Here is a 19530-nt window from a genome sequence, read left to right as displayed (position 1 = left end):
ACTGCACGATACCGACCGATCCACGGATTCGCCCGGTTTCCGATCCCGCAACAACCGATTCTGTCGTCGACACAGATATTTATTGCGAATTTCATCGCCTATCGCTTGTGTCGGCGGCGGTGTCGGTGACAAGATCGACCGATGCCGGATCAGTCACCCATCGCACTCGACGACGTCTCCAAGGCGATTATCGAACAACTTCAGGAGGACGGGCGACGCTCCTACGCCGCGATCGGCAAAGCCGTCGGGTTGTCGGAAGCTGCCGTGCGGCAACGTGTTCAACGCCTGACGGACTCCGGCGTCATGCAGATCGTCGCCGTCACCGATCCGGTACAGGTCGGATTCAAGCGGCAGGCCATGATCGGCATCAAGTGCACCGGGGACAGTCATGCACTGGCCGAGCAACTCTCGGCGATCGACGCGATCGACTACGTGGTCCTCACGGCAGGCTCCTTCGACATCGTTGTCGAAGTGGTGTGCGAGGACGACGAACAACTACTACGGATTCTCAACAAGCAGATCCGCAGCCTCGACGCGGTCACCAGTACCGAAACCCTGGTCTATCTGAAACTCGTCAAGCAGCAATACAATTGGGGAACACGATGACGCGATCCACATCCGAACTCGACGCCTCCGCGGCCAAGCATCTGTGGGGCCACTTCACCCGTCACGGCGGCGGGGTCGTTCCCCCGATCATCACCCGCGGTGAGGGTTCGACCATCTGGGACTCGAACGGCAAGAGCTACATCGACGGACTGTCGGGCCTCTTCGTGGTGCAGGTGGGGCACGGCCGCGAAGAACTGGCCGAGGCCGCAGCGAAGCAGGCCAAGGAATTGGCGTTCTTCCCACTGTGGTCGTATGTCACCGAGCCTGCCATCGAACTCGCCGAACGGCTCGCCGGATACGCCCCTCGGGACCTCAATCGTGTTTTCTTCACCACCGGCGGTGGCGAAGCAGTCGAGAGCGCATGGAAGCTGGCCAAGCAGTATTTCAAGAAGGTCGGCAAACCAGGTAAGCACAAGGTGATCTCGCGTGCCATCGCGTACCACGGCACCCCGCAGGGCGCTCTGGCCATCACCGGTATCCCGGCACTCAAGGAACCGTTCGAACCGTTGACCCCGGGCGCATTTCGGGTGCCGAACACCAATATCTATCGGGCTGCGGCCCCCATGGACACCGATCCCAAGGCGTTCGGAATCTGGGCGGCCGACCGCATCGCCGAGGCCATCGAATTCGAGGGCCCCGACTCGGTGGCCGCGGTGTTCCTCGAACCGGTCCAGAATGCGGGTGGCTGCTTCCCTCCTCCACCCGGATACTTCGAGCGGGTCCGCGAGATCTGCGATCGCTACGACGTCCTGTTGGTCTCGGACGAGGTCATCTGCGCGTTCGGGCGCATCGGATCGATGTTCGCCTGCAACGACTTCGGCTACGTGCCCGACATCATCACCTGCGCCAAGGGAATGACCTCGGGCTACTCCCCCATCGGCGCGATGATCGCCTCCGACAAGCTCTTCGAGCCGTTCGACGACGGCACGTCGAGCTTCGCCCACGGCTACACCTTCGGCGGGCACCCCGTCTCCGCAGCCGTCGCGATGGCCAATCTCGACATCTTCGAACGCGAGGGGCTCAACGCCCACGTTGCGGACAACGCACCCGCGTTCCGCGCGACGCTCGAAAAACTGCACGATCTGCCCATCGTCGGCGATGTGCGCGGCGAGGGGTACTTCTACGGCATCGAGTTGGTGAAGGACAAGGCCACGAAGGAAACGTTCAGCGACGCCGAAGCAGAACGCATCCTCCGCGGGTTCCTGTCCACCGCCTTGTTCGACGCCGGGCTGTACTGCCGGGCCGACGATCGCGGCGACCCGGTGGTACAGCTGGCTCCGCCACTGATCTGCGGGCAGAAGGAGTTCGACGAGATGGAACAGATTCTGCGCAGCGTGCTGACCGAGGCGGGCAACCTGATCTGATCGCCGGTGCTACTGCCCGATACGGTCGATGACGAGGGGGGTCGGCTGCGCGGCGGTGGTGCCGATCTCCCAACTGCCCTCGAGGGCCTGCTGCGCGTAGTCGAACTTCTCCGGGGTGTCGGTGTACAGGGTTGCGAGCCGATCCCCGGCGCGAACCCGATCGCCCGGCTTGGCATGCAAACGCACCCCGGCTGCGCTCTGTACCGGCTCGCCCTGCCGCTCCCGGCCCGCACCGAGCCGCCACGCCGCGAGGCCGACTCCCATCGCATCCAAGCCGGTGACGACGCCGTCCTGCGTCGCAGTGAATTCCTGGCTCTCACGGGCGACGGGCAGCGCGGCGTCGGGGTCGCCGCCCTGCGCGGCGATCATCGTGCGCCACCGGTCCATGGCGGACCCGTCGGCAAGCTTGTCGGCCGGATCGATGCCCTCGATCCCGGCCGCGGCGAGCATCGTGCGTGCCAGCGTGATCGTCAGCTCCACGATGTCCGCCGGCCCGCCGCCGGCCAGTACCTCCACCGACTCCTGCACTTCGAGCGCGTTGCCCGCGGTGAGGCCGAGCGGTGTGTCCATCGCCGTCAGCACCGCCAGGGTCCGTACGCCCGCATCCGTTCCGAGTTCGACCATCGCCGTTGCCACTTCGCGTGCATCGTCGACGTTCTTCATGAACGCGCCCGCCCCGACCTTCACGTCGAGCACCAACGCGCCCGTGCCCTCGGCAATCTTCTTGCTCATGATCGAACTGGCGATCAACGGAATCGACTCGACGGTTCCGGTGACGTCGCGCAGGGCGTAGAGCTTCTTGTCGGCCGGAGCCAGATCTGCGCCTGCCGCGCAGACCACCGCGCCCACGGCCGGGTCGGCAAGAATCCGGTGCATCTCGTCGCCGCTGAGATCAGCTCGCCATCCGGGGATGGACTCGAGCTTGTCCAAAGTGCCCCCGGTATGTCCCAGCCCGCGGCCCGACAGTTGCGGCACCGCCGCTCCGCACGCAGCGACCAAGGGTGCGAGCGGCAGCGTGATCTTGTCTCCGACGCCACCGGTCGAGTGCTTGTCCACGGTAGGGAGCGGCAACGCGGAGAAGTCCATTCGCGTGCCCGACGCGATCATGGCGTTCGTCCACGTACTCAACTCCCGGCGCGACAATCCGCGCAGCAGAATTGCCATCGCCAACGCCGACATCTGTTCCGGCGCGACGCTTCCGCGGGTGAACTCGGCGATCACCCACTCGATCTGCTCGTCGTCGAGAACGCGTCCGTCGCGTTTGGCGCTGATGATCGATACGGCGTCAGGCATGGTTGTTCACGCGTCCTTCGTCGAGGTTGTCGGGGCCGAATGCGTCCGGGAGCAACTCTGCCAGCCGACGCGGCCCGGTGGCGGTATCGACGAGCAGATCCGCGCCGCCGAACTCGTACAGCAACTGCCTGCACCGCCCGCACGGCATGAGGATCTCGCGTCGGGAATCGCAACAGGAAAAGGCAACGAGCCTGCCCCCGCCGGTCGAGTGCAGGTTCGACACCAACCCGCACTCGGCGCACAGGCCCAAACCGTATGAGACATTTTCCACATTGCACCCGGTGACAATGCGATTGTCGTCCACCAGAGCTGCCGCGCCCACCGGAAAATTGGAGTACGGGGCGTATGCATGCCTCATGGCCCCATGGGCATTGTCGCGCAACGCATTCCAGTCGATTTCGTTCATGGTCACCCATCCAATCACGCTGTCTGAATTGATGCAGAGATCTACCCGAAACCGCCCGAATGAATTGGGAAGGCAAACCTAACACGGGATTTCGGCACCGTACGAACCTCGAGTCGAATTAGTTCCGTGTTTCGAATGGGTTTACAGTTTCTATCAAGCGGCTAGTACAACCAGCACTAGGGCCGAATCGCGACAAATCGAGCCAGGTTAAGCCCGGCCACCGGGCTCGACGCGTCCACCAACGACGTTGGAGGCATTGCACTCGATGAGTAGCACGACGGAAGCCGCTCCGGTCAAGGAGCGCAAGCGGTCTCTGTACCGCGGGGACCCGGGAATGTGGTCCTGGGTTCTGCACCGCATCACAGGCGTGTTGACGTTCTTCTTCTTGTTCGTCCACGTTCTCGACACGGCGATGGTTCGGGTCAATCCCGAGACGTACGACGCCATCATCGAAACCTACAAGACCCCGCTCGTCGGACTCATGGAACTCGGCCTCGTCGCGGCAGTGCTGTACCACGCGTTGAACGGCATCCGAGTCATGCTGATCGACTTCTGGGCCAAGGGACCGCAGTACCAGAAGCTGATGCTCTGGGTCATCGCAGTCGTCTGGCTCGTCGTCATGATCCCGGGCGCGGGACGAATCTTCTACAACATGTTCACGGCGGGTGGTCACTGATGTCGACGCAGGGTCCCGAGGCGAAGGTCCTCGGCACGAACTACGACCGTCCGGCCAGCCTGGCCAACCCGCGTTCGCCGCGGCGTCAGAGCAAGGGCAACTTCGAGCTCTACGCGTGGCTGTTCATGCGGTTCTCCGGCCTGGCACTCGTCGTGCTGGTCCTGGGCCACATGTTCATCATGCTGATGCTCGACGACGGCGTGCACCGCATCAACTTCGCCTTCGTCGCCGGCCGTTGGGCCAGCCCGTTCTGGCAGTTCTGGGATCTGACGATGCTGTGGCTGGCACAGCTGCACGGCGGCAACGGTCTGCGCACCATCATCGCCGACTACTCCCGCAAGGACTCGACGCGATTCTGGCTGACGACCTTGCTGGTGCTGTCGATGATCCTCATCATGGGCGTCGGCACCTACGTCATCTTCACCTTCGATCCCAACATCTCGGCGAGCTAAGGACACTGACGCTTACATGCAGGAACATCGTTACGACGTACTGATCGTCGGCGCAGGCGGTGCCGGAATGCGTGCTGCGATCGAAGCCGGACCCCGTGCTCGGACAGCCGTATTGACCAAGCTCTACCCCACCCGCTCCCACACCGGAGCAGCTCAGGGCGGCATGTGTGCCGCACTGGCCAACGTGGAGGAAGACAACTGGGAGTGGCACACGTTCGACACCGTCAAGGGCGGCGACTACCTCGCCGACCAGGACGCGGTGGAGATCATGGCCAAGGAGGCCATCGACGCCGTCCTCGACCTCGAGAAGATGGGTCTTCCGTTCAACCGGACACCCGAAGGAAAGATCGATCAGCGACGCTTCGGCGGCCACACCCGTGACCACGGCAAGGCACCCGTTCGTCGCGCGTGCTACGCAGCCGACCGCACCGGTCACATGATTCTGCAGACGCTCTACCAGAACTGCGTCAAGCACGACGTCGAGTTCTACAACGAGTTCTACGCGCTCGATCTCTGCCTGACCGAGACGGACGACGGGCCGGTTGCCACCGGCATCATCGCCTACGAACTCGCCACCGGCGAACTGCACATCTTCCACGCCAAGTCGATCATCTTCGCGACCGGCGGCTCGGGACGTATCTACAAGACGACCTCCAACGCGCACACTCTGACCGGCGACGGCATGAGCATCGTGTTCCGCAAGGGACTTCCCTTGGAGGACATGGAGTTCCACCAGTTCCATCCGACCGGCCTCGCAGGCCTTGGCATCCTCATCTCCGAGGCCGTCCGCGGCGAAGGCGGCATTCTGCGCAACGAGTCGGGTGAACGCTTCATGGAGCGGTACGCCCCGACCATCAAGGACCTCGCTCCGCGCGACATCGTGGCGCGGTCGATGGTGCTCGAGGTTCTCGAGGGACGCGGCGGTGGTCCCAACAAGGACTACGTCTACATCGACGTCACCCACATTCCCGAGGAAGTTCTCGACGAGAAGCTCCCCGACATCATGGAGTTCTCGCGCACCTACCTCGGTGTCGACCCCGTCAAGGAGCCGGTGCCGGTCTACCCGACCTGTCACTACGTCATGGGCGGTATCCCCACCAAGATTCGCGGTGAGGTGCTGCGCAACAACGAGGACATCGTCCCCGGCCTGTACGCGGCAGGTGAGTGCGCCTGTGTGTCGGTGCACGGCGCGAACCGTCTGGGAACCAACTCGCTGCTCGACATCAACGTCTTCGGTCGTCGTGCGGGCATCGCCGCGGCCGAGTACGCCAACTCGGTGGACTTCACCCCGCTCCCCGAGGAGCCGGCGAAGATGGTGCAGGACTGGCTCGAGCTGATCCTGTCCGACCACGGTCACGAGCGGGTGGCCGACATCCGTTCCGAGATGCAGCAATCGATGGACAACAACGCGTCGGTCTTCCGCACGCAGGAACGCCTCGAGACGGCGCTGAAGGATGTGCGTGCCCTCAAGGAGCGCTACAACCACATCACCGTCGCGGACAAGGGCAAGCGCTACAACAGCGACCTGCTCGAAGCCATCGAACTCGGCTTCCTGCTCGAGATGGCCGAGGTGACCGTCGTCGGAGCGCTCAATCGCAAGGAATCGCGCGGCGGACACGCTCGCGAGGACTTCCCCGATCGCAACGACGCCGAGTACATGAAGCACACCATGGCCTACAAGGAGGGCGAAGGTTTGCTCACCGAGATCCGCCTGGACTACAAGCCGGTAATCCAGACCCGCTACGAGCCGATGGAGCGGAAGTACTGACATGAGCGCACCCACACTGGACAAGAAGTCCGAACAGAACGATCTGCCTCCCGTGCCCGACGGCGCGGTCATGGTCACGCTCAAGATCGCTCGTTTCAACCCCGAGAGCGGCGACGGCCAGTACTGGGACACCTTCCAGGTCCCCACGCTGCCCACCGACCGCCTGCTGAACCTGCTGCACTACGTCAAGGGCTACCTCGACGGAACTCTGACGTTCCGTCGCTCGTGCGCCCACGGCGTCTGTGGCAGTGACGCGATGCGCATCAACGGCGTCAACCGTCTCGCCTGCAAGGTGCTGATGCGCGACATGCTGCCGAAGGATTCGTCGAAGACCCTCAACATCACCATCGAGCCCATCCGTGGCTTGCCGGTGGAGAAGGATCTCATCGTCAACATGGAGCCCTTCTTCGACGCGTTCCGCGCCGTGAAGCCGTTCCTCATGACGACGGGCAACGAGCCGACCCGCGAGCGCATTCAGTCGGCTGCGGACCGCGCCCGTTTCGACGACACCACCAAGTGCATCCTGTGTGCGTGCTGCACCACCTCGTGCCCGGTGTTCTGGAGCGACGGAAGCTACTTCGGTCCGGCGGCCATCGTCAACGCGCACCGGTTCATCTTCGACAGCCGTGACGAGGGTGCCACCGAGCGTCTGGACATCCTCAACGACGTCGAGGGTGTGTGGCGCTGCCGCACCACGTTCAACTGCACCGACGCATGCCCTCGTGGCATCCAGGTGACCAAGGCCATCCAGGAAGTCAAGCGCGCACTGCTGTTCGCTCGCTGATCTCCACGGCTACGACGAAAGCGCCCCTTCGCAGACGCGAAGGGGCGCTTTCGTCTGTCCGTCACACGAACGCGCTGTAGCCCGTCACGCCGCGACCGACGATGAGATTGTTGATCTGAGCGGTGCCCTCGTACGAGTACAACGCCTCGGCATCGGAGAAGAACCTGATGACCTCGTGCTCGATGAGAATTCCGTTGCCGCCCATGATCTCTCGGGCCCATCCGACCACCTCGCGCAGACGCGTCGTGCAGAACGTCTTCGCGAGCGCCGCATGCTCGTCGTGATGAACTCCGTTGCCCTGCAGTTGTGCGACGCGAACGGCCATCCCCAGAGACGCGGTGATGTTCGCCGTCATCCGCGCGATGAGATCGGCAATGAGCTGGAACGAGGCGATCGGAGACCCGAACTGCTCCCGTTCGCGCGCGTAGGCGACGGCTCGCTCGTACGCGCCCATCATGACGCCGACGGCTTGGAACGCCACTCCTCCGCGGGTCAGCCGCAGCACCTTGGCGGTGTCGGCGAACGAGTTGGCCTCGGCCAGCTTGTTGGCGACCGGGACGCGGCAGTTCTCGAGATGGACGTCGGCGTTCTCCACTGCGCGAAGCGAGTACTTCCCCTCGATCTTCTCTGCCCGGAACCCCTCGAATTCCTTCTCGACCACGAAGCCCTTGACCTCGCCGTCCGCCTCGTCCTTGGCGAAGACGATCGTCAGGTCCGCGAAGGTCGCATTACCGATCCATCGCTTGCTTCCGTTGAGAATCCAATGGTCTCCATCGAGGCGAGCCGTGGTCTCCAACCCGCCGGCGACGTCCGATCCGCCGTGCGGTTCGGAGAGTCCGAACGCGCCGATCGTCTCCATTCGGCGCATGGCGGGCAACCACCGCTCGCGCTGTTCTTCGGACCCCAGAATCGAGATACTGCTCATGGCCAGCGAACTGTGCACGCTGAACATCGTTCCCGTCGATGGGTCGACCCGCGCGAATTCCATCTCGAGCCAGCCGGTGAGTAGTTTGCGGGAGGCCTTGCGGTCGTCAAAGGTGTATCCCAGACCCGCGATTTCGAGTTCGGCGATGGCCGGCATCAGGTGTACCGGTGACACGGCCTTCTCCCAGAACTCGTTGGCTCGCGGCGCAACCTGCTCCTGGAGGAACCGGCGGGTACGCAGCACCACGTCGACTTCGGCCTCGTCGAGCAAGCCCTGATACCCGTAGAAATCCGATTCGAGGAAGTCCGGCGACAGTGGCCCGAGGGGCTCGTGCTTGCTCATGGTCGACTCCTTCGTCCGGTGCCGCGCTCGGGCACCACTACTGCTCTTCTACCCGCCGCGCCCCTGTCTCACCCATCGCGGGTCGTCAGCGACCGAGTTCGTGGGTGAGGGTTGCGAGCTCCTGGCCCCCGGCCATTTCGGTCGTGAGCTCGTCGAGCGAGATGTCGTCGTAGGTGCAGTCCAATTTCTGGCGGCCGCGGTCGAGCAGGACGAAATGATCGCCCACCAGGTATGCGTGGTGAGGATTGTGGGTGATGAACACGACGCCCAGTCCCTGCTCTTTGGCGGCGGAGATGTAGCGCAGCACCATCCCGGATTGTTTGACTCCCAGCGCCGCGGTCGGCTCGTCGAGAATCAACACACGGGCTCCGAAGAAGATCGCGCGCGCAATTGCCACGCATTGCCGCTGACCGCCGGACAGCGCCCCGATGGGGGCATCGACGTCGGGCAGATCGATGCCCATCTTGCGCAGCTCTTCGATGGTCGTCGCGCGCATGGCGTTCGTGTCCAGAGTCTTGAAGAATCTGCCCTTCGTGAGCTCCTGGCCGAGAAAGAAGTTGCGCCACACCGGCATCAGCGCGACCACGGCAAGATCCTGGTAGACCGTCGCGATACCCAGGTCGAGAGCATCCCTCGGCGAGTCGAACGTCCTCGGTGTGCCGTCGACGAACAGCTCCCCCTCGGACTGCTTGTGCAGGCCCGCCATGATCTTGATCAACGTGGACTTGCCCGCGCCGTTGTCACCGAGAACTCCGGTGACCTCACCGGCGCCGACGCGTAGGTCGATTCCGTGCAGCGCAACGATGTTGCCGTAGTTCTTACCGACGTTCTTCAGCTCGATGAGCGGCGCCGACGGCGACTCGACGGGCTGATCCGAGGAGGTAGTCATGCTCACCTTTTCGCCGCGTAGTTACGGAAGGAGTTGTTGGCGATCACGGCGAAGAGAAGCATCGCGCCGAGAAAGAACTTGAACCAGTCGGGATTCCATCCGGCATACACGATGCCCTGGTTGGTCATTCCGAAGATGAACGCACCGATGAAGGCTCCGACGGCGGTGCCGTACCCACCCGTGAGCAGACACCCTCCGATGACTGCCGCGATGATGTAGAGGAATTCGTTGCCGACGCCTTGGCCGGACTGCACGGTGTCGAACGCGAACAGCAGGTGCATCCCGACGAACCACGCGCAGAACCCCACGAACACGAAAAGGCCGATCTTGACCTTGGTGACCGGAACACCGACTGCCCTGGCCGATTCCTGATCGCCGCCGACGGCGAAGATCCAGTTACCGATGCGAGTTCTCATCAGCACCCACGTGGCCACGAGTGTGAACACGACCCACCACACGACGGTGACGCGGATGGAGACCCCGAACAGCGAGAACGACGAGGAGAACACGGCTTTCGCCGAGTCGAAGCCCTGCATGTCCGAGATCGACGGGGTCGCAACCTGTCCGGTGACGAGTTTGGTGACGGCCAGATTGATGCCGGTGAGCATCAGGAACGACGCCAGCGTGATCAGGAACGACGGAATTCTCGTCTTCGTCACCAGATACCCGTTGACGAAGCCGACCGCCGATGCCAGGCCCAGCGCCAGCACAGCTCCGGTCCACACGTTGAGATGCAGGTTGTAGGCGAGCATCGAGGCCATGATCGAGGAGAACGTGACCGCGACCCCGGTGGACAGGTCGAACTCGCCGCCGATCATCAGCAGCGCGACACCGATCGCCATGATTCCGATCGTCGACGACGCGTACAGCACGGTCGCCAGTGCTTCGGGAGACCGAAACGGCGGCGCGACGATGCAGAAGAAGACGAAGATGGCGATCGCACCGAACAGGGCACCCATCTCTGGGCGGATCAGCAAGCGCTGCAACGGTTTCTGTTTCTTCACCCGCTCGTCCAGGATCACGGCGTGCGTTCCCGAAGCCGGGTCGGCCTGTGTTGGCATGATGTTCCTTCCGCGTCCGGACGACGCTCAGCGAGTTCCGTTGCGGGCGTACTCGGCGATGGCCTCGATGTTGGTCGAGTCGACGAAGGCCGGGCCGGTGAGCACCGGGGTGCCGCCGCCGATGGTGTTGCCGTTGTTGAGGTACAGCCACAGGGAGTCGATGGCGAGATAACCCTGCAGATAGGGCTGCTGATCGATGGCCCAGGCGACGTCGCCTGACTCGATCGCGTCGACGAGGGCCGCGTTGGTGTCGAACGTGACGACGGTGGCGTCGCTACCGGCATTGGTCTTCGATTGCACCGCGGTCAGTGCGATCGGGGCTGCGAGCGCTACCACGTGATCGATGCTCGGGTCCTGCTGGAGCTTCGCGGTGATCGTCGCCTCGACCGACGGCATGTCCTTGCTGTTGACGTTCAGAATTTCGGTGCTGCCCCCGGTGAAGCCCTGTCGAACTCCTGCGCAGCGTGCTTCGAGCGCTACTGCACCCTGCTCCTGGATGATGCACAAGGTCTTTCGCGCACCGTCTTCGGTGAGCCGCGCCCCGGCAGCCCTACCCGCAATGGTTTCGTCCTGACCGAAGTACTGCTGCACCCCCATTGCGCTCCATGCGTCGTAGCCGGAATTGAAGGCGACGACCGGGATGCCCGCTGCGGTTGCCGCCTCGACAGCCGGAGCCATGGCCTCGGGCTTGGCCAGTGTCAGAGCGATGCCGTCGACCTTCGAGTCGATCGCGCTCTGAACGAGATTGGCTTGATTGGGTGCCTCCGGATCGGCCGAGTAGCGGAGCTCGATGTTGTCCTTGGCGGCTGCGGCCTCGGCTCCCTTTCGGATGAGATCCCAGAAGGTGTCGCCCGGTACCTCGTGCGTGATCATCGCTACCGTCGCCGCAGGCGTGTTCGCCACTCCCGCATTGCTGCCGTTGTCGGTGGACCGTGGAGCCCCACCGGTGCTCGAACAGGCCGTCAGCGTCAGCACCATCACCAACCCGAGCGCGACACCCGCCCCACCGGCGCGGCGTCGAACCGAGCGGAGCGAGCCGGTACGGGCCGCCTGTCGAAATGTCATCCGGGTTCCTCTCGGGCGACCGAGCTGTCGGTAGTACAGCTCGGCGGATCACTGTCTGTACAACGTAATGCCGATCACAGACGATGGACGTAGTTTGGCAGGGCCTTCGAACCGGCCCGCTCCCCGGTGGGTCGCGGCCTCGGTGACCTCTGCAGCGCCTATGGTAATTCGCGATGAAAAGGACTCGAAAGTTCGTAGCCGTGTGGGCGACAGCTCTCGCTCTCGCCGGCGTCGGCGGCGGCCCGGCATCGGCGCAGCCGGCAGTCGAGCCACCCGTCGTATCGACGACGCCACCGTTCACGACGCCGAACACCGACGCGTGCCCGTTCGCGGCCTCGCCGCCCCCGGCGATCGATTCCTCGGAAGTTCCGGCTCCGGGTAGCACTGCGCCACAACCGGTTCCGATCCCGGCGGACCCGGTGGGCGGATCCCGACTGGCCGAGTGCGGCGCGATCGTGCCGGACGGCGCGCCCCCACTGCCCGCGGACATCTCGGCAACCGGGTTCGTGGTGGCAGACCTCGATTCCGGATCGGTGGTAGCCGCCAAGGATCCACACGGTCGGCACCGACCGGCGAGCACGATCAAAATACTGCTCGCCCTCGTCGCTCTGGACGAGCTGGACCTCGGCAAACAGATCACCGCAACGGCCGAGGACGCCGACGCGGAAGGCAGCGCCGTCGGCATCGGGAAGAACGGTGTCTACACCAATCTGCAACTGTTGCAGGGCCTGGTCATGGCGTCGGGAAACGATGCCGCGCATGCCTTGTCGACTCAGCTGGGAGGTGACGCCGCGACCGTCGAGAAGATGAATGCCAAGGCAGCAGAGTTGGGCGCGCTCGACACACGGACCGCGACCCCCTCCGGCCTGGACGGGCCCGGCATGGCCAGCTCGGCCTACGACCTGGCACTGTTCTACCGGGAGGCCATGCGCAATTCGACCTTCGCGCAACTGATTTCGACCGAGAACGTGCAATTTCCTGGCTATCCGAAGGATCCCACGATCCCCGACGACCAGGACCGCCCCGGTTTCACGCTGTCCAACGACAACCAGCTGCTCTACAACTATCCGGGCGCTCTCGGCGGCAAGACCGGCTACACCGACGATGCCCGGCAGACCTTCGTGGCGGGTGCCGAACGCAACGGTCGCCGTCTGGTCGTGACGCTCATGAAGGGTGACGTACTACCGATCCGGCCGTGGGAACAGGCGGCTCGGCTGCTCGACTACGGGTTCGCCCTCGACCCGAGCAGCAGCGTCGGCGATCTGGTCGAACCGGATTCCACGTCGCCGGTGACGAGTACACGTGCGACCGGCGCGGTGCCGACCCTTGCTCAACCCCCTGCCTCGGCGTCGAGTGCCGAATCGGGTACCCGACAATCCGATCTGCAGGCGCAGGGCGACACGGTCGTACGCATCGCGATCGGGGTCATCGGTGCACTGGTCGTGGTCGGTTTGCTGTGGGGCGCACGCACACTGTCTCGCCGCCCCTGAACTCCCCCGCCGCCTCTCACATTCGCAAGTAGGTTGCCTCGGATCAGCGTCGCCGATTGCGAAGTCCAGCGATACCCAGAGCGGCCAGAGCGCCCGCGCCCACCAAGGCCAGACCACCCTTGACACCCGGGCCGTCGCTCACCTCGACCCGGGTGTTGATCACCGCGGGGTTCGGTGCCGGAACATGAGCGTCAGCAAGGCTCTCCCGAGTGGTGGCTGCAAACGCAGTCGAGAACAGCACCAACCGCGACGTCGTGAACACGAACACCAACAGACCGATGATGGGACCGAACACGACTCCGGCGGGCCCGCTCGTGACGGACGCGAGGTAGATCGCGCCGAGCTGCTTGAAGATCTCGAACCCGACTGCGGCCAACAGTGCACCTTTGGCCGCACTGCGCCACGACACCGGTTCGCGGGGCAGACGTGAGATCACCCAGGTGAACAGCGCCCACGTTCCGGCAAGCGCGAGCAGTATCGAGAAGACCCGCAGCGCCACTCCGACGCCGGGAACGGAATCGAGGTTCAACCATTCGAGAATGCCACGCATGACGCCGCCCCCGGCCAACGCGGACAGCCCGAGAGATAGCACCAGTGCTGCTCCCAGGCCGAGCAGAGCCGCGAGGTCCTTGGCCTTGGTCGCAAGGAATCCGCCCGCCTCGTGCTGGCTTTCCCACATCGCGGTCAGGGCCTCACGCAGATTGGCCACCCAACCGAGCCCCGCGTACAGCGCGCCGAGCAGGCCGATGACACCGACACCGGTACGGGACTCGATCGCGGTATCGATCAGCGAGCTGATCGTCTCACCGAAGCTACCGGGGACGTTCTCGGCGATCTGCGACTGAATCTCGGCAAGCCATTCGGGCTGATTCACCAGTACGAACCCGGCAACGGCGAATGCAACCATCAGCAGCGGAAACAACGCCAGCACACTGAAATACGTCATCCCCGCGGCGTAGTAATCGCCCTTCTGCCCCTGATACCGCTGCGCGGCAACAACAGTGTGATCCAGCCACGGCCACCGAGCACGCCGATCGTCGAGCATGGCCTTGAAATCGGGCATGGCACTCACCTTTTCGCTGTCGTCGGCGGCTGTTCGGGCCGTGTCCTCGAAATGTCGTGTAGCGCGAATATCGTGTACTGACAGGGCTATGCGCCGGGAGGAAGGAACCCCACCCTGTCGTACACCTGAGCCAGCGTTTTGCTCGCGACCTCCCTGGCTCGATCCGCACCGGCAGCGAGGAGGCGATCCAATTCGGCTACGTCGGACATGAATCCGTCCATTCGTTCGCGCAGCGGAACCACGAACTCGGTCAGCACGTCGGCAGTGTCGGACTTGAGTTCGCCGTAGCCCTTGCCTGCGTAACCGGCGACCAGATCATCGATGCTCTTCCCGGACAGAGCGGACTGAATCACCAGAAGATTGCTGACGCCCGCCTTGTTCTCCGGATCGAAGACGATATCGCGTTCGTTGTCCGTCACTGCCGAACGAATCTTCTTCGCGGACACCTTCGGATCGTCCAGGATGTTGACGATGCCCGCCGGATTCGACGACGACTTGCTCATCTTCGCCGTCGGATCCTGCAGGTCGAAGATCTTGGCCGTGCCCTTGATGATGTGTGCATCGGGAACCACGAAGGTCTTCTTGAACCGCGAGTTGAACCTCTGCGCCAGATCGCGAGTCAACTCCAGATGCTGACGCTGATCCTCGCCCACCGGAACGAGATTCGGCCGGTACAGCAGGATGTCCGCGGCCTGCAGAATGGGATAGGTGAACAACCCGACGCTGGTGTGATCGCGACCCTGCTTGGCGGACTTGTCCTTGAACTGCGTCATCCGGCCGGCTTCGCCGAACCCGGTGATGCAGTTGAGAACCCACGCCAACTGCGCATGCTCGGGAACCTGGCTCTGCACGAACAACGTCGACTTCTCGGGATCGATACCCACCGCCAACAGTTGTGCGGCCGCTATCCGGGTGCGCCGGCGCAATTCCTTCGGGTCCTGCGGAACCGTGATCGCATGGAGATCGGGAACGAAGTAGAACGCATCGAACTCCTCCTGCAACTCCACCCAGTTCCGCACAGCACCCAGGTAGTTACCGAGATGGAACGAATCCGCCGTCGGTTGGATGCCCGAAAGCACCCGACGACGCGGACCCTGCGACGTGTCGATCGAGTCAGGAGAAGACATGCGGCAATCTTTTCACGCCGTCCCCGACCCGTACCGATTGCCTTGCCACACCGGTCACTCCGCAGGCTCCGCTCCTCACCACCCCGGTCACTCCGCAGGCTCCGCTCCTCACCACCCCGGTCACTCCGCAGGCTCCGCTCCTAGCGGTAGCGCACCGTCACCGGCGCGTGATCGGACCACCGCTGGTCGTACGCCTCCGCTCTCTCGGTGACGGCTTCCTTCGCACGCTCGGCCAGATCACTGGTGGCGAGTTGGTAGTCGATGCGCCACCCGGCGTCGTTGTCGAACGCCTTGCCGCGGTAGGACCACCAGCTGTACGGCCCCTCGACGCCGGGGTGCAGCTCACGCACGACGTCGGTCCACGGTGACTTCTCGGCGAGCAATCGCGATACCCACTCACGTTCTTCGGGCAGGAATCCCGACTTCTTGCGGTTGGTCTTCCACGACTTCAGATCCGCTTCGGTATGGGCGATATTCCAGTCGCCGCAGACCACGACGTCGCGCTCGGCAGACGTCGTTGCCTTGGCGGTCTTGGCGAGATACTTCGCGAACGCCGCCATGAAGCGTTCCTTCTCGTCCTGTCGGTCGGTCCCCACCTCGCCCGACGGCAGGTACAGGCTCGCCACGGTGACGTCACCGTAGTCTCCTTCGATGTAGCGACCCGCGTCGGCGAATTCAGCGACGCCGATGCCGGTTCTGATCGCCTCCGGTGCGGCCCTCGACAGCAGGGCCACACCGTTGCGTCCCTTCGCCGACGGTTCCGCCGACGCCAGATGCCATCCCGCATCGAGGGCCGGGGCCAGTGCTGTGGTCAGCTCGCCGTCGTTGGCGCGCGTCTCCTGAAGACAGATGACGTCGGCATCGGTGGCCTCGAGCCACGGAAGCATGCCCTTGCGAACAGCGGCGCGGATCCCGTTGACGTTGACAGTGGAAATAGTGATCGGCACGCCGACGACCGTAGCGGAGGCCACCGACAACCGGCAGGTGGCCTCCGCAGGCTCACCTTCTCTTCGGTTTGGCTCCTGGCTTCGGAGCCGTCACCACCGATGCCACCTTCGGCACCGCGACCGGCTCCTGGTCGATCCGTCGGTAGACGATGTGCTGCTGGGCGTAGGTCCAGATGTTGTTGCTCACCCAATAGAGCAGCACCGCAACGGGCAGCACCGGGCCACCGATCAGCACCCCGGCCGGGAAGACCCACAGCGCGAGTTTGTTCATGATCGCGGTCTGCGGGTTCGCCGCGGCGGCCGCATCCTGACGCGCGATCGATGCCCGGGAGTTCAGGTGGGTAGCCACCGCGGCAACGATCATCAACGGCACCGCGACGACCGCGATGCTCCACACCGACGGCACCCCACCGAACGGACCGAACGCTTCGAGAACATCTCGAGAGCTACTGACGGCAGCGGAGATCGGTGCGCCGAACAGCCGCGCGTCGAGAAACGACTGCACATCGCCCGCACCGAACACGTAGTTGGCTGTACTCGCATTCTCCTGCGCCGACATACCGAGATGCCCGAACCCGGTTCCCGTCCGGTTGAACGAGCGCAACACGTGCAGCAGACCGATGAACACCGGTGCTTGCGCGAGCAGCGGGAGGCAACCCATCAGTGGGTTCACCCCGTGTTCCTTTTGCACTGTGCGGATTTCCGTGGCCTGTCGAGCCCGGTCACCGGAGTACTTCTTCCGTACCTCCTCGAGCCTGGGTTGGAGTTTCTTCATGGCGAGCTGTGAACGAATCTGACCGACGAACGGTTTGATCAACAGCGTTCGTAGCGTGAAGACCAAAAATACGACGGCCAAGGCCCAGGCGACGCCGTTGTCGGGGCCGAGCACGAAACCGAAGACCCGGTGCCAGAACCACAGCACCGCGGAGACGGGGTAATAGACGAAATCGAGCATGATGGAGTGCCTCACTGAGAGAGAAATCGGTCGGATGACGTCTCGACCGGATCTCGCAGTGGCTCAGCGGAACTGGAGCCACCGATCCGGTCCGTGAACCGATCCGGGTGCTCTCGGCATAGGGCGACCTGGCGCGTCGGGTTGCTCTTGTCTGCGGTAGGCCCCACGGAGTCTGCCGCCGTCGGATCCGGCGGTTGTGGACGCGGGCGGCACCACGACGAGGATGTCGGCCGATGCACCCGTCACCAGCAGTGCCGCAGCCACCAGCGCACCGAACATCGCTATCTGGGCCGCGGGCTGGGCATCGACGACGGCGAAGACGACCAGCAGAACTGCCGTCACTCCGACGAGGGTGACCACTGCGGCTCGCCACGGCGACACCGCACGCCTGGAAATTACGTCGAATGCAGCCGTCGAATCGAGACGGCGGGTGGCGTTGTCGATGGACAACATGGTGATTCTCCCGATGAACCTCGTGGACCAGGGGCACGTGAGGTGTGGGAGAGCTGTCGAACTACAGCGCTCCCACCAGGAGACCGGGTGCTCGCGGCTGCGGGCGACCGGGTGCGTCGGGGCGATGTTGACGTCGGAACGAGCCACGAAGGTGGCGCTCCTCCGCATTCGGTCCGACGTTCGACGGACGGTACAGAAGGCTCAGCGCCCCGGCACGATGCGCGTAGAACACCGCCGCCGCCAGAGCAGCGACGATGATCAGCGCGAGATCCGCCGGTCCGGCCGGAGTAGTCAGCAGCAGCGCGAAGAACAGCACCGACGTGACGACGAGGTTCTGATAGCCCATCGTGCACCTCCGTCCTTACGTCACCGATCGTCGAGTCGTTGCTCAGGGTACAGATACCGTCGGGTCTGTGCACTGGTACCAGCTGTCTCCCCAGGAGACCGGGCCTCGGGCCTGAACACACTTACGCACACGTTCGGGCAGGCGATCGAGTTCGGAATCTGCGTCCGCCGACAACCCGCCGAGGTAGAACACGTCGATCCGCCCCGTCTCCTCGAACCGTTCGACGTTCTGCCGCGCGATGTATGCGTCCGGGTTCACGGCCGCGAGGGCGAGAACGGTCAGCACTGCTCCCACACCGACTGCTCGCGGAAGCCAGCGACCCGACATACGTACGCCCGCGACGAGCAGCAATACGAACACCGAACCCAACCACCATTCGACGGCGGTGACGAACAGCCGCAGGGTGGTGTAGCCGTACTGCTCCTCGTACAACGACATTCGATGCAACGCCGACGCCACGATCACCACCGACAGTGCGCACAGCGCGCCGAGCAGAACCCGCAATGCAAGTCGGTCGCGTAGGTCCGTTCGTTCGGCCTTGGTCACGGTGACCGCGATGACGAGCAAGGTCAATACCGTCACCGTCAGCAACTGCCAGAATCCCTGCCGTGCGTACTCGGCGTTGGTCAAACCTTCGGTGCTCAGAACGTGTCCCTGGCCGCCGAACAAGCTCGGAATCTGAAAGGCGACGAACACGCCGAACAGGCCGACGACAGCGCCGAGCGGTATTGCCCACTCCCACAACCGAAGTGTGCGACGCGGTGTTGCCGCCAGGCGGTCGAAGCGCGGCGGATGCACGGCCACGTATGCGGCGGCGAGCGCACCTGCGGCCGTCAGTACGAATACGACCACTCGCCCGAAAATCGATCCGAGATCGAACTGCGGAGTGACCGAGCCCAGAGCATCCGCGAAACGTCGATCCGCCGCCCCGAACAGCGCGGCGAACACCACACAGAGCGCGACGGTGACGGCGGCGACCACGCCGATTCGGATCGGCTTGGGCCCGTCGAGATCGATGGTTTTCGCCCCTCGTCGCGTCCACCGCACGACCCGCAAGGGCAGCAGCAGCGGCAGCACGGTGCCGAGAGCAATGCCCGTCCAAGTCCAGGCCCGCGAGAGAACGACCGACCCGACGACGACAGCAAGGGCAACGGACAGAGCGACGATCCACTCCGCCTCTCGTAGCGCCGCGACGCTGGACAAGGCGAGGACCCCCGCCACACCCACCCACTCCCACGGCGACAACGACGCGCGCCGAACCGCTACGACGACGGCCATGATGCACGCGGCAGTGATGGGTACGCCGAAGTTGTTGTAGCCCAATATCACTGCCGCGACGAGCCCGGCAGCAAGCGCTCCGAGAAGTGCCGCGCGGGGTGCCCGAGAGTGTCGCAGCACCGGCCAGGTTCGAGGGCTCCACAGCGATCGACGAGGCCGCGTTCTGGCTTGAATGGGTATTCCGATCGTGGTCATGACTGTGATCCATTTCTGTGTTCGAGGCATGCCGAACCGCGGCTG

General features: G+C 64.0%; 20 protein-coding genes. 7 read left to right on the top strand and 13 right to left on the bottom strand.

The genetic code is table 11. The annotated features are described in order from the left end of the window. Positions 1–141 precede the first annotated feature (141 nt). Both CH266_RS14505 and CH266_RS14500 read left to right on the top strand, forming a co-directional pair. Positions 142–606, top strand: a complete 465-nt coding sequence (locus CH266_RS14505) for an Lrp/AsnC family transcriptional regulator (protein WP_027496424.1) — start codon at positions 142–144, stop codon at positions 604–606. Further along, entirely contained in the window at positions 603–1970 is a 1368-nt protein-coding gene (locus CH266_RS14500) for an aspartate aminotransferase family protein (protein WP_094715564.1), read from the top strand. The genes CH266_RS14505 and CH266_RS14500 overlap by 4 nt, the downstream gene beginning before the upstream one ends. Positions 1971–1979: 9 nt before the next feature. Here CH266_RS14500 and CH266_RS14495 read toward each other — a convergent pair whose 3' ends face one another. Further along, positions 1980–3263: a thymidine phosphorylase gene (locus CH266_RS14495; protein WP_094715563.1), complete on the bottom strand. Its 1284-nt coding sequence runs from the start codon at positions 3261–3263 to the stop codon at positions 1980–1982. Further along, positions 3256–3669, bottom strand: coding sequence for a cytidine deaminase (locus tag CH266_RS14490; protein ID WP_027496421.1), 414 nt, complete (start codon positions 3667–3669; stop codon positions 3256–3258). Before CH266_RS14490 ends, CH266_RS14495 begins: the two co-directional genes overlap by 8 nt. Positions 3670–4003: 334 nt before the next feature. Between CH266_RS14490 and sdhC the strand changes: the two genes are divergently transcribed. Genes sdhC through CH266_RS14470 form a run of 4 tightly spaced genes read left to right on the top strand, consistent with a single transcriptional unit; the run spans position 4004 to position 7349 of the window. Next, entirely contained in the window at positions 4004–4345 is a 342-nt protein-coding gene (sdhC, locus tag CH266_RS14485) for a succinate dehydrogenase, cytochrome b556 subunit (RefSeq protein ID WP_027496420.1), read from the top strand. Next, positions 4345–4797: a succinate dehydrogenase hydrophobic membrane anchor subunit gene (locus tag CH266_RS14480; protein WP_027496419.1), complete on the top strand. Its 453-nt coding sequence runs from the start codon at positions 4345–4347 to the stop codon at positions 4795–4797. Before sdhC ends, CH266_RS14480 begins: the two co-directional genes overlap by 1 nt. 16 nt (positions 4798–4813) lie before the next feature. Then, the gene (gene sdhA / locus CH266_RS14475; RefSeq protein WP_027496418.1) at positions 4814–6565 is read left to right on the top strand and encodes a succinate dehydrogenase flavoprotein subunit; all 1752 of its coding nucleotides are present in this window, start codon (positions 4814–4816) and stop codon (positions 6563–6565) included. A 1-nt stretch (position 6566) separates the two neighbouring features. Then, a complete protein-coding gene (locus CH266_RS14470) occupies positions 6567–7349 on the top strand; it encodes a succinate dehydrogenase iron-sulfur subunit (protein WP_027496417.1) in 783 nt (260 codons plus the stop codon). Positions 7350–7410: 61 nt separating this feature from the next. Here CH266_RS14470 and CH266_RS14465 read toward each other — a convergent pair whose 3' ends face one another. From CH266_RS14465 to CH266_RS14450, 4 genes are all read right to left on the bottom strand, one after another. Further along, positions 7411–8616, bottom strand: coding sequence for an acyl-CoA dehydrogenase family protein (locus tag CH266_RS14465; protein ID WP_094642955.1), 1206 nt, complete (start codon positions 8614–8616; stop codon positions 7411–7413). Between the two features lie 85 nt (positions 8617–8701). Then, positions 8702–9505: an ATP-binding cassette domain-containing protein gene (locus CH266_RS14460; RefSeq protein WP_094715562.1), complete on the bottom strand. Its 804-nt coding sequence runs from the start codon at positions 9503–9505 to the stop codon at positions 8702–8704. Between the two features lie 2 nt (positions 9506–9507). Continuing rightward, positions 9508–10566: an ABC transporter permease gene (locus CH266_RS14455; RefSeq protein ID WP_032371016.1), complete on the bottom strand. Its 1059-nt coding sequence runs from the start codon at positions 10564–10566 to the stop codon at positions 9508–9510. Positions 10567–10593: 27 nt separating this feature from the next. Further along, positions 10594–11544: a substrate-binding domain-containing protein gene (locus CH266_RS14450; protein ID WP_032367238.1), complete on the bottom strand. Its 951-nt coding sequence runs from the start codon at positions 11542–11544 to the stop codon at positions 10594–10596. Between the two features lie 260 nt (positions 11545–11804). Here CH266_RS14450 and CH266_RS14445 point away from each other — a divergent pair, with 260 nt between their 5' ends. Then, complete coding sequence (locus CH266_RS14445; RefSeq protein WP_094715561.1) at positions 11805–13121, top strand: D-alanyl-D-alanine carboxypeptidase family protein; 1317 nt, start codon at positions 11805–11807, stop codon at positions 13119–13121. A 43-nt stretch (positions 13122–13164) separates the two neighbouring features. Here the strand turns inward: CH266_RS14445 and yhjD are convergent, their stop codons facing one another. The 7 genes from yhjD to CH266_RS14405 form a co-directional block, all read right to left on the bottom strand. Next, positions 13165–14184: an inner membrane protein YhjD gene (yhjD, locus tag CH266_RS14440; protein WP_176457097.1), complete on the bottom strand. Its 1020-nt coding sequence runs from the start codon at positions 14182–14184 to the stop codon at positions 13165–13167. Between the two features lie 86 nt (positions 14185–14270). Continuing rightward, entirely contained in the window at positions 14271–15311 is a 1041-nt protein-coding gene (trpS, locus tag CH266_RS14435; RefSeq protein ID WP_094622613.1) for a tryptophan--tRNA ligase, read from the bottom strand. 140 nt (positions 15312–15451) lie between these two features. After that, a complete protein-coding gene (locus CH266_RS14425; RefSeq protein WP_027496409.1) occupies positions 15452–16258 on the bottom strand; it encodes an exodeoxyribonuclease III in 807 nt (268 codons plus the stop codon). Positions 16259–16310: 52 nt separating this feature from the next. Further along, on the bottom strand, positions 16311–17213 hold the full coding sequence (gene yidC / locus CH266_RS14420) for a membrane protein insertase YidC (RefSeq protein WP_052057203.1): 903 nt from the start codon (positions 17211–17213) through the stop codon (positions 16311–16313). A gap of 63 nt (positions 17214–17276) precedes the next feature. Then, the gene (locus tag CH266_RS14415) at positions 17277–17666 is read right to left on the bottom strand and encodes a DUF6412 domain-containing protein (protein WP_052053778.1); all 390 of its coding nucleotides are present in this window, start codon (positions 17664–17666) and stop codon (positions 17277–17279) included. 61 nt (positions 17667–17727) lie between these two features. Then, positions 17728–18012: a DUF6412 domain-containing protein gene (locus CH266_RS14410; RefSeq protein WP_032387034.1), complete on the bottom strand. Its 285-nt coding sequence runs from the start codon at positions 18010–18012 to the stop codon at positions 17728–17730. A gap of 42 nt (positions 18013–18054) precedes the next feature. Then, positions 18055–19485 carry a DUF4153 domain-containing protein gene (locus tag CH266_RS14405; RefSeq protein ID WP_094715559.1) on the bottom strand — a complete coding sequence of 477 codons (1431 nt, stop codon included), beginning with the start codon at positions 19483–19485 and terminating at the stop codon, positions 18055–18057. Between the last annotated feature and the right edge of the window lie 45 nt (positions 19486–19530).

The sequence above is a fragment of the Rhodococcus sp. 06-1474-1B genome, from assembly GCF_002258885.1.
In the GTDB taxonomy this organism is placed as follows: Bacteria; Actinomycetota; Actinomycetes; order Mycobacteriales; family Mycobacteriaceae; genus Rhodococcoides; species Rhodococcoides fascians.
The sequence above is the reverse complement of the archived record's forward strand: the minus strand, read 5'-3'. Positions and strand labels throughout refer to the sequence as shown.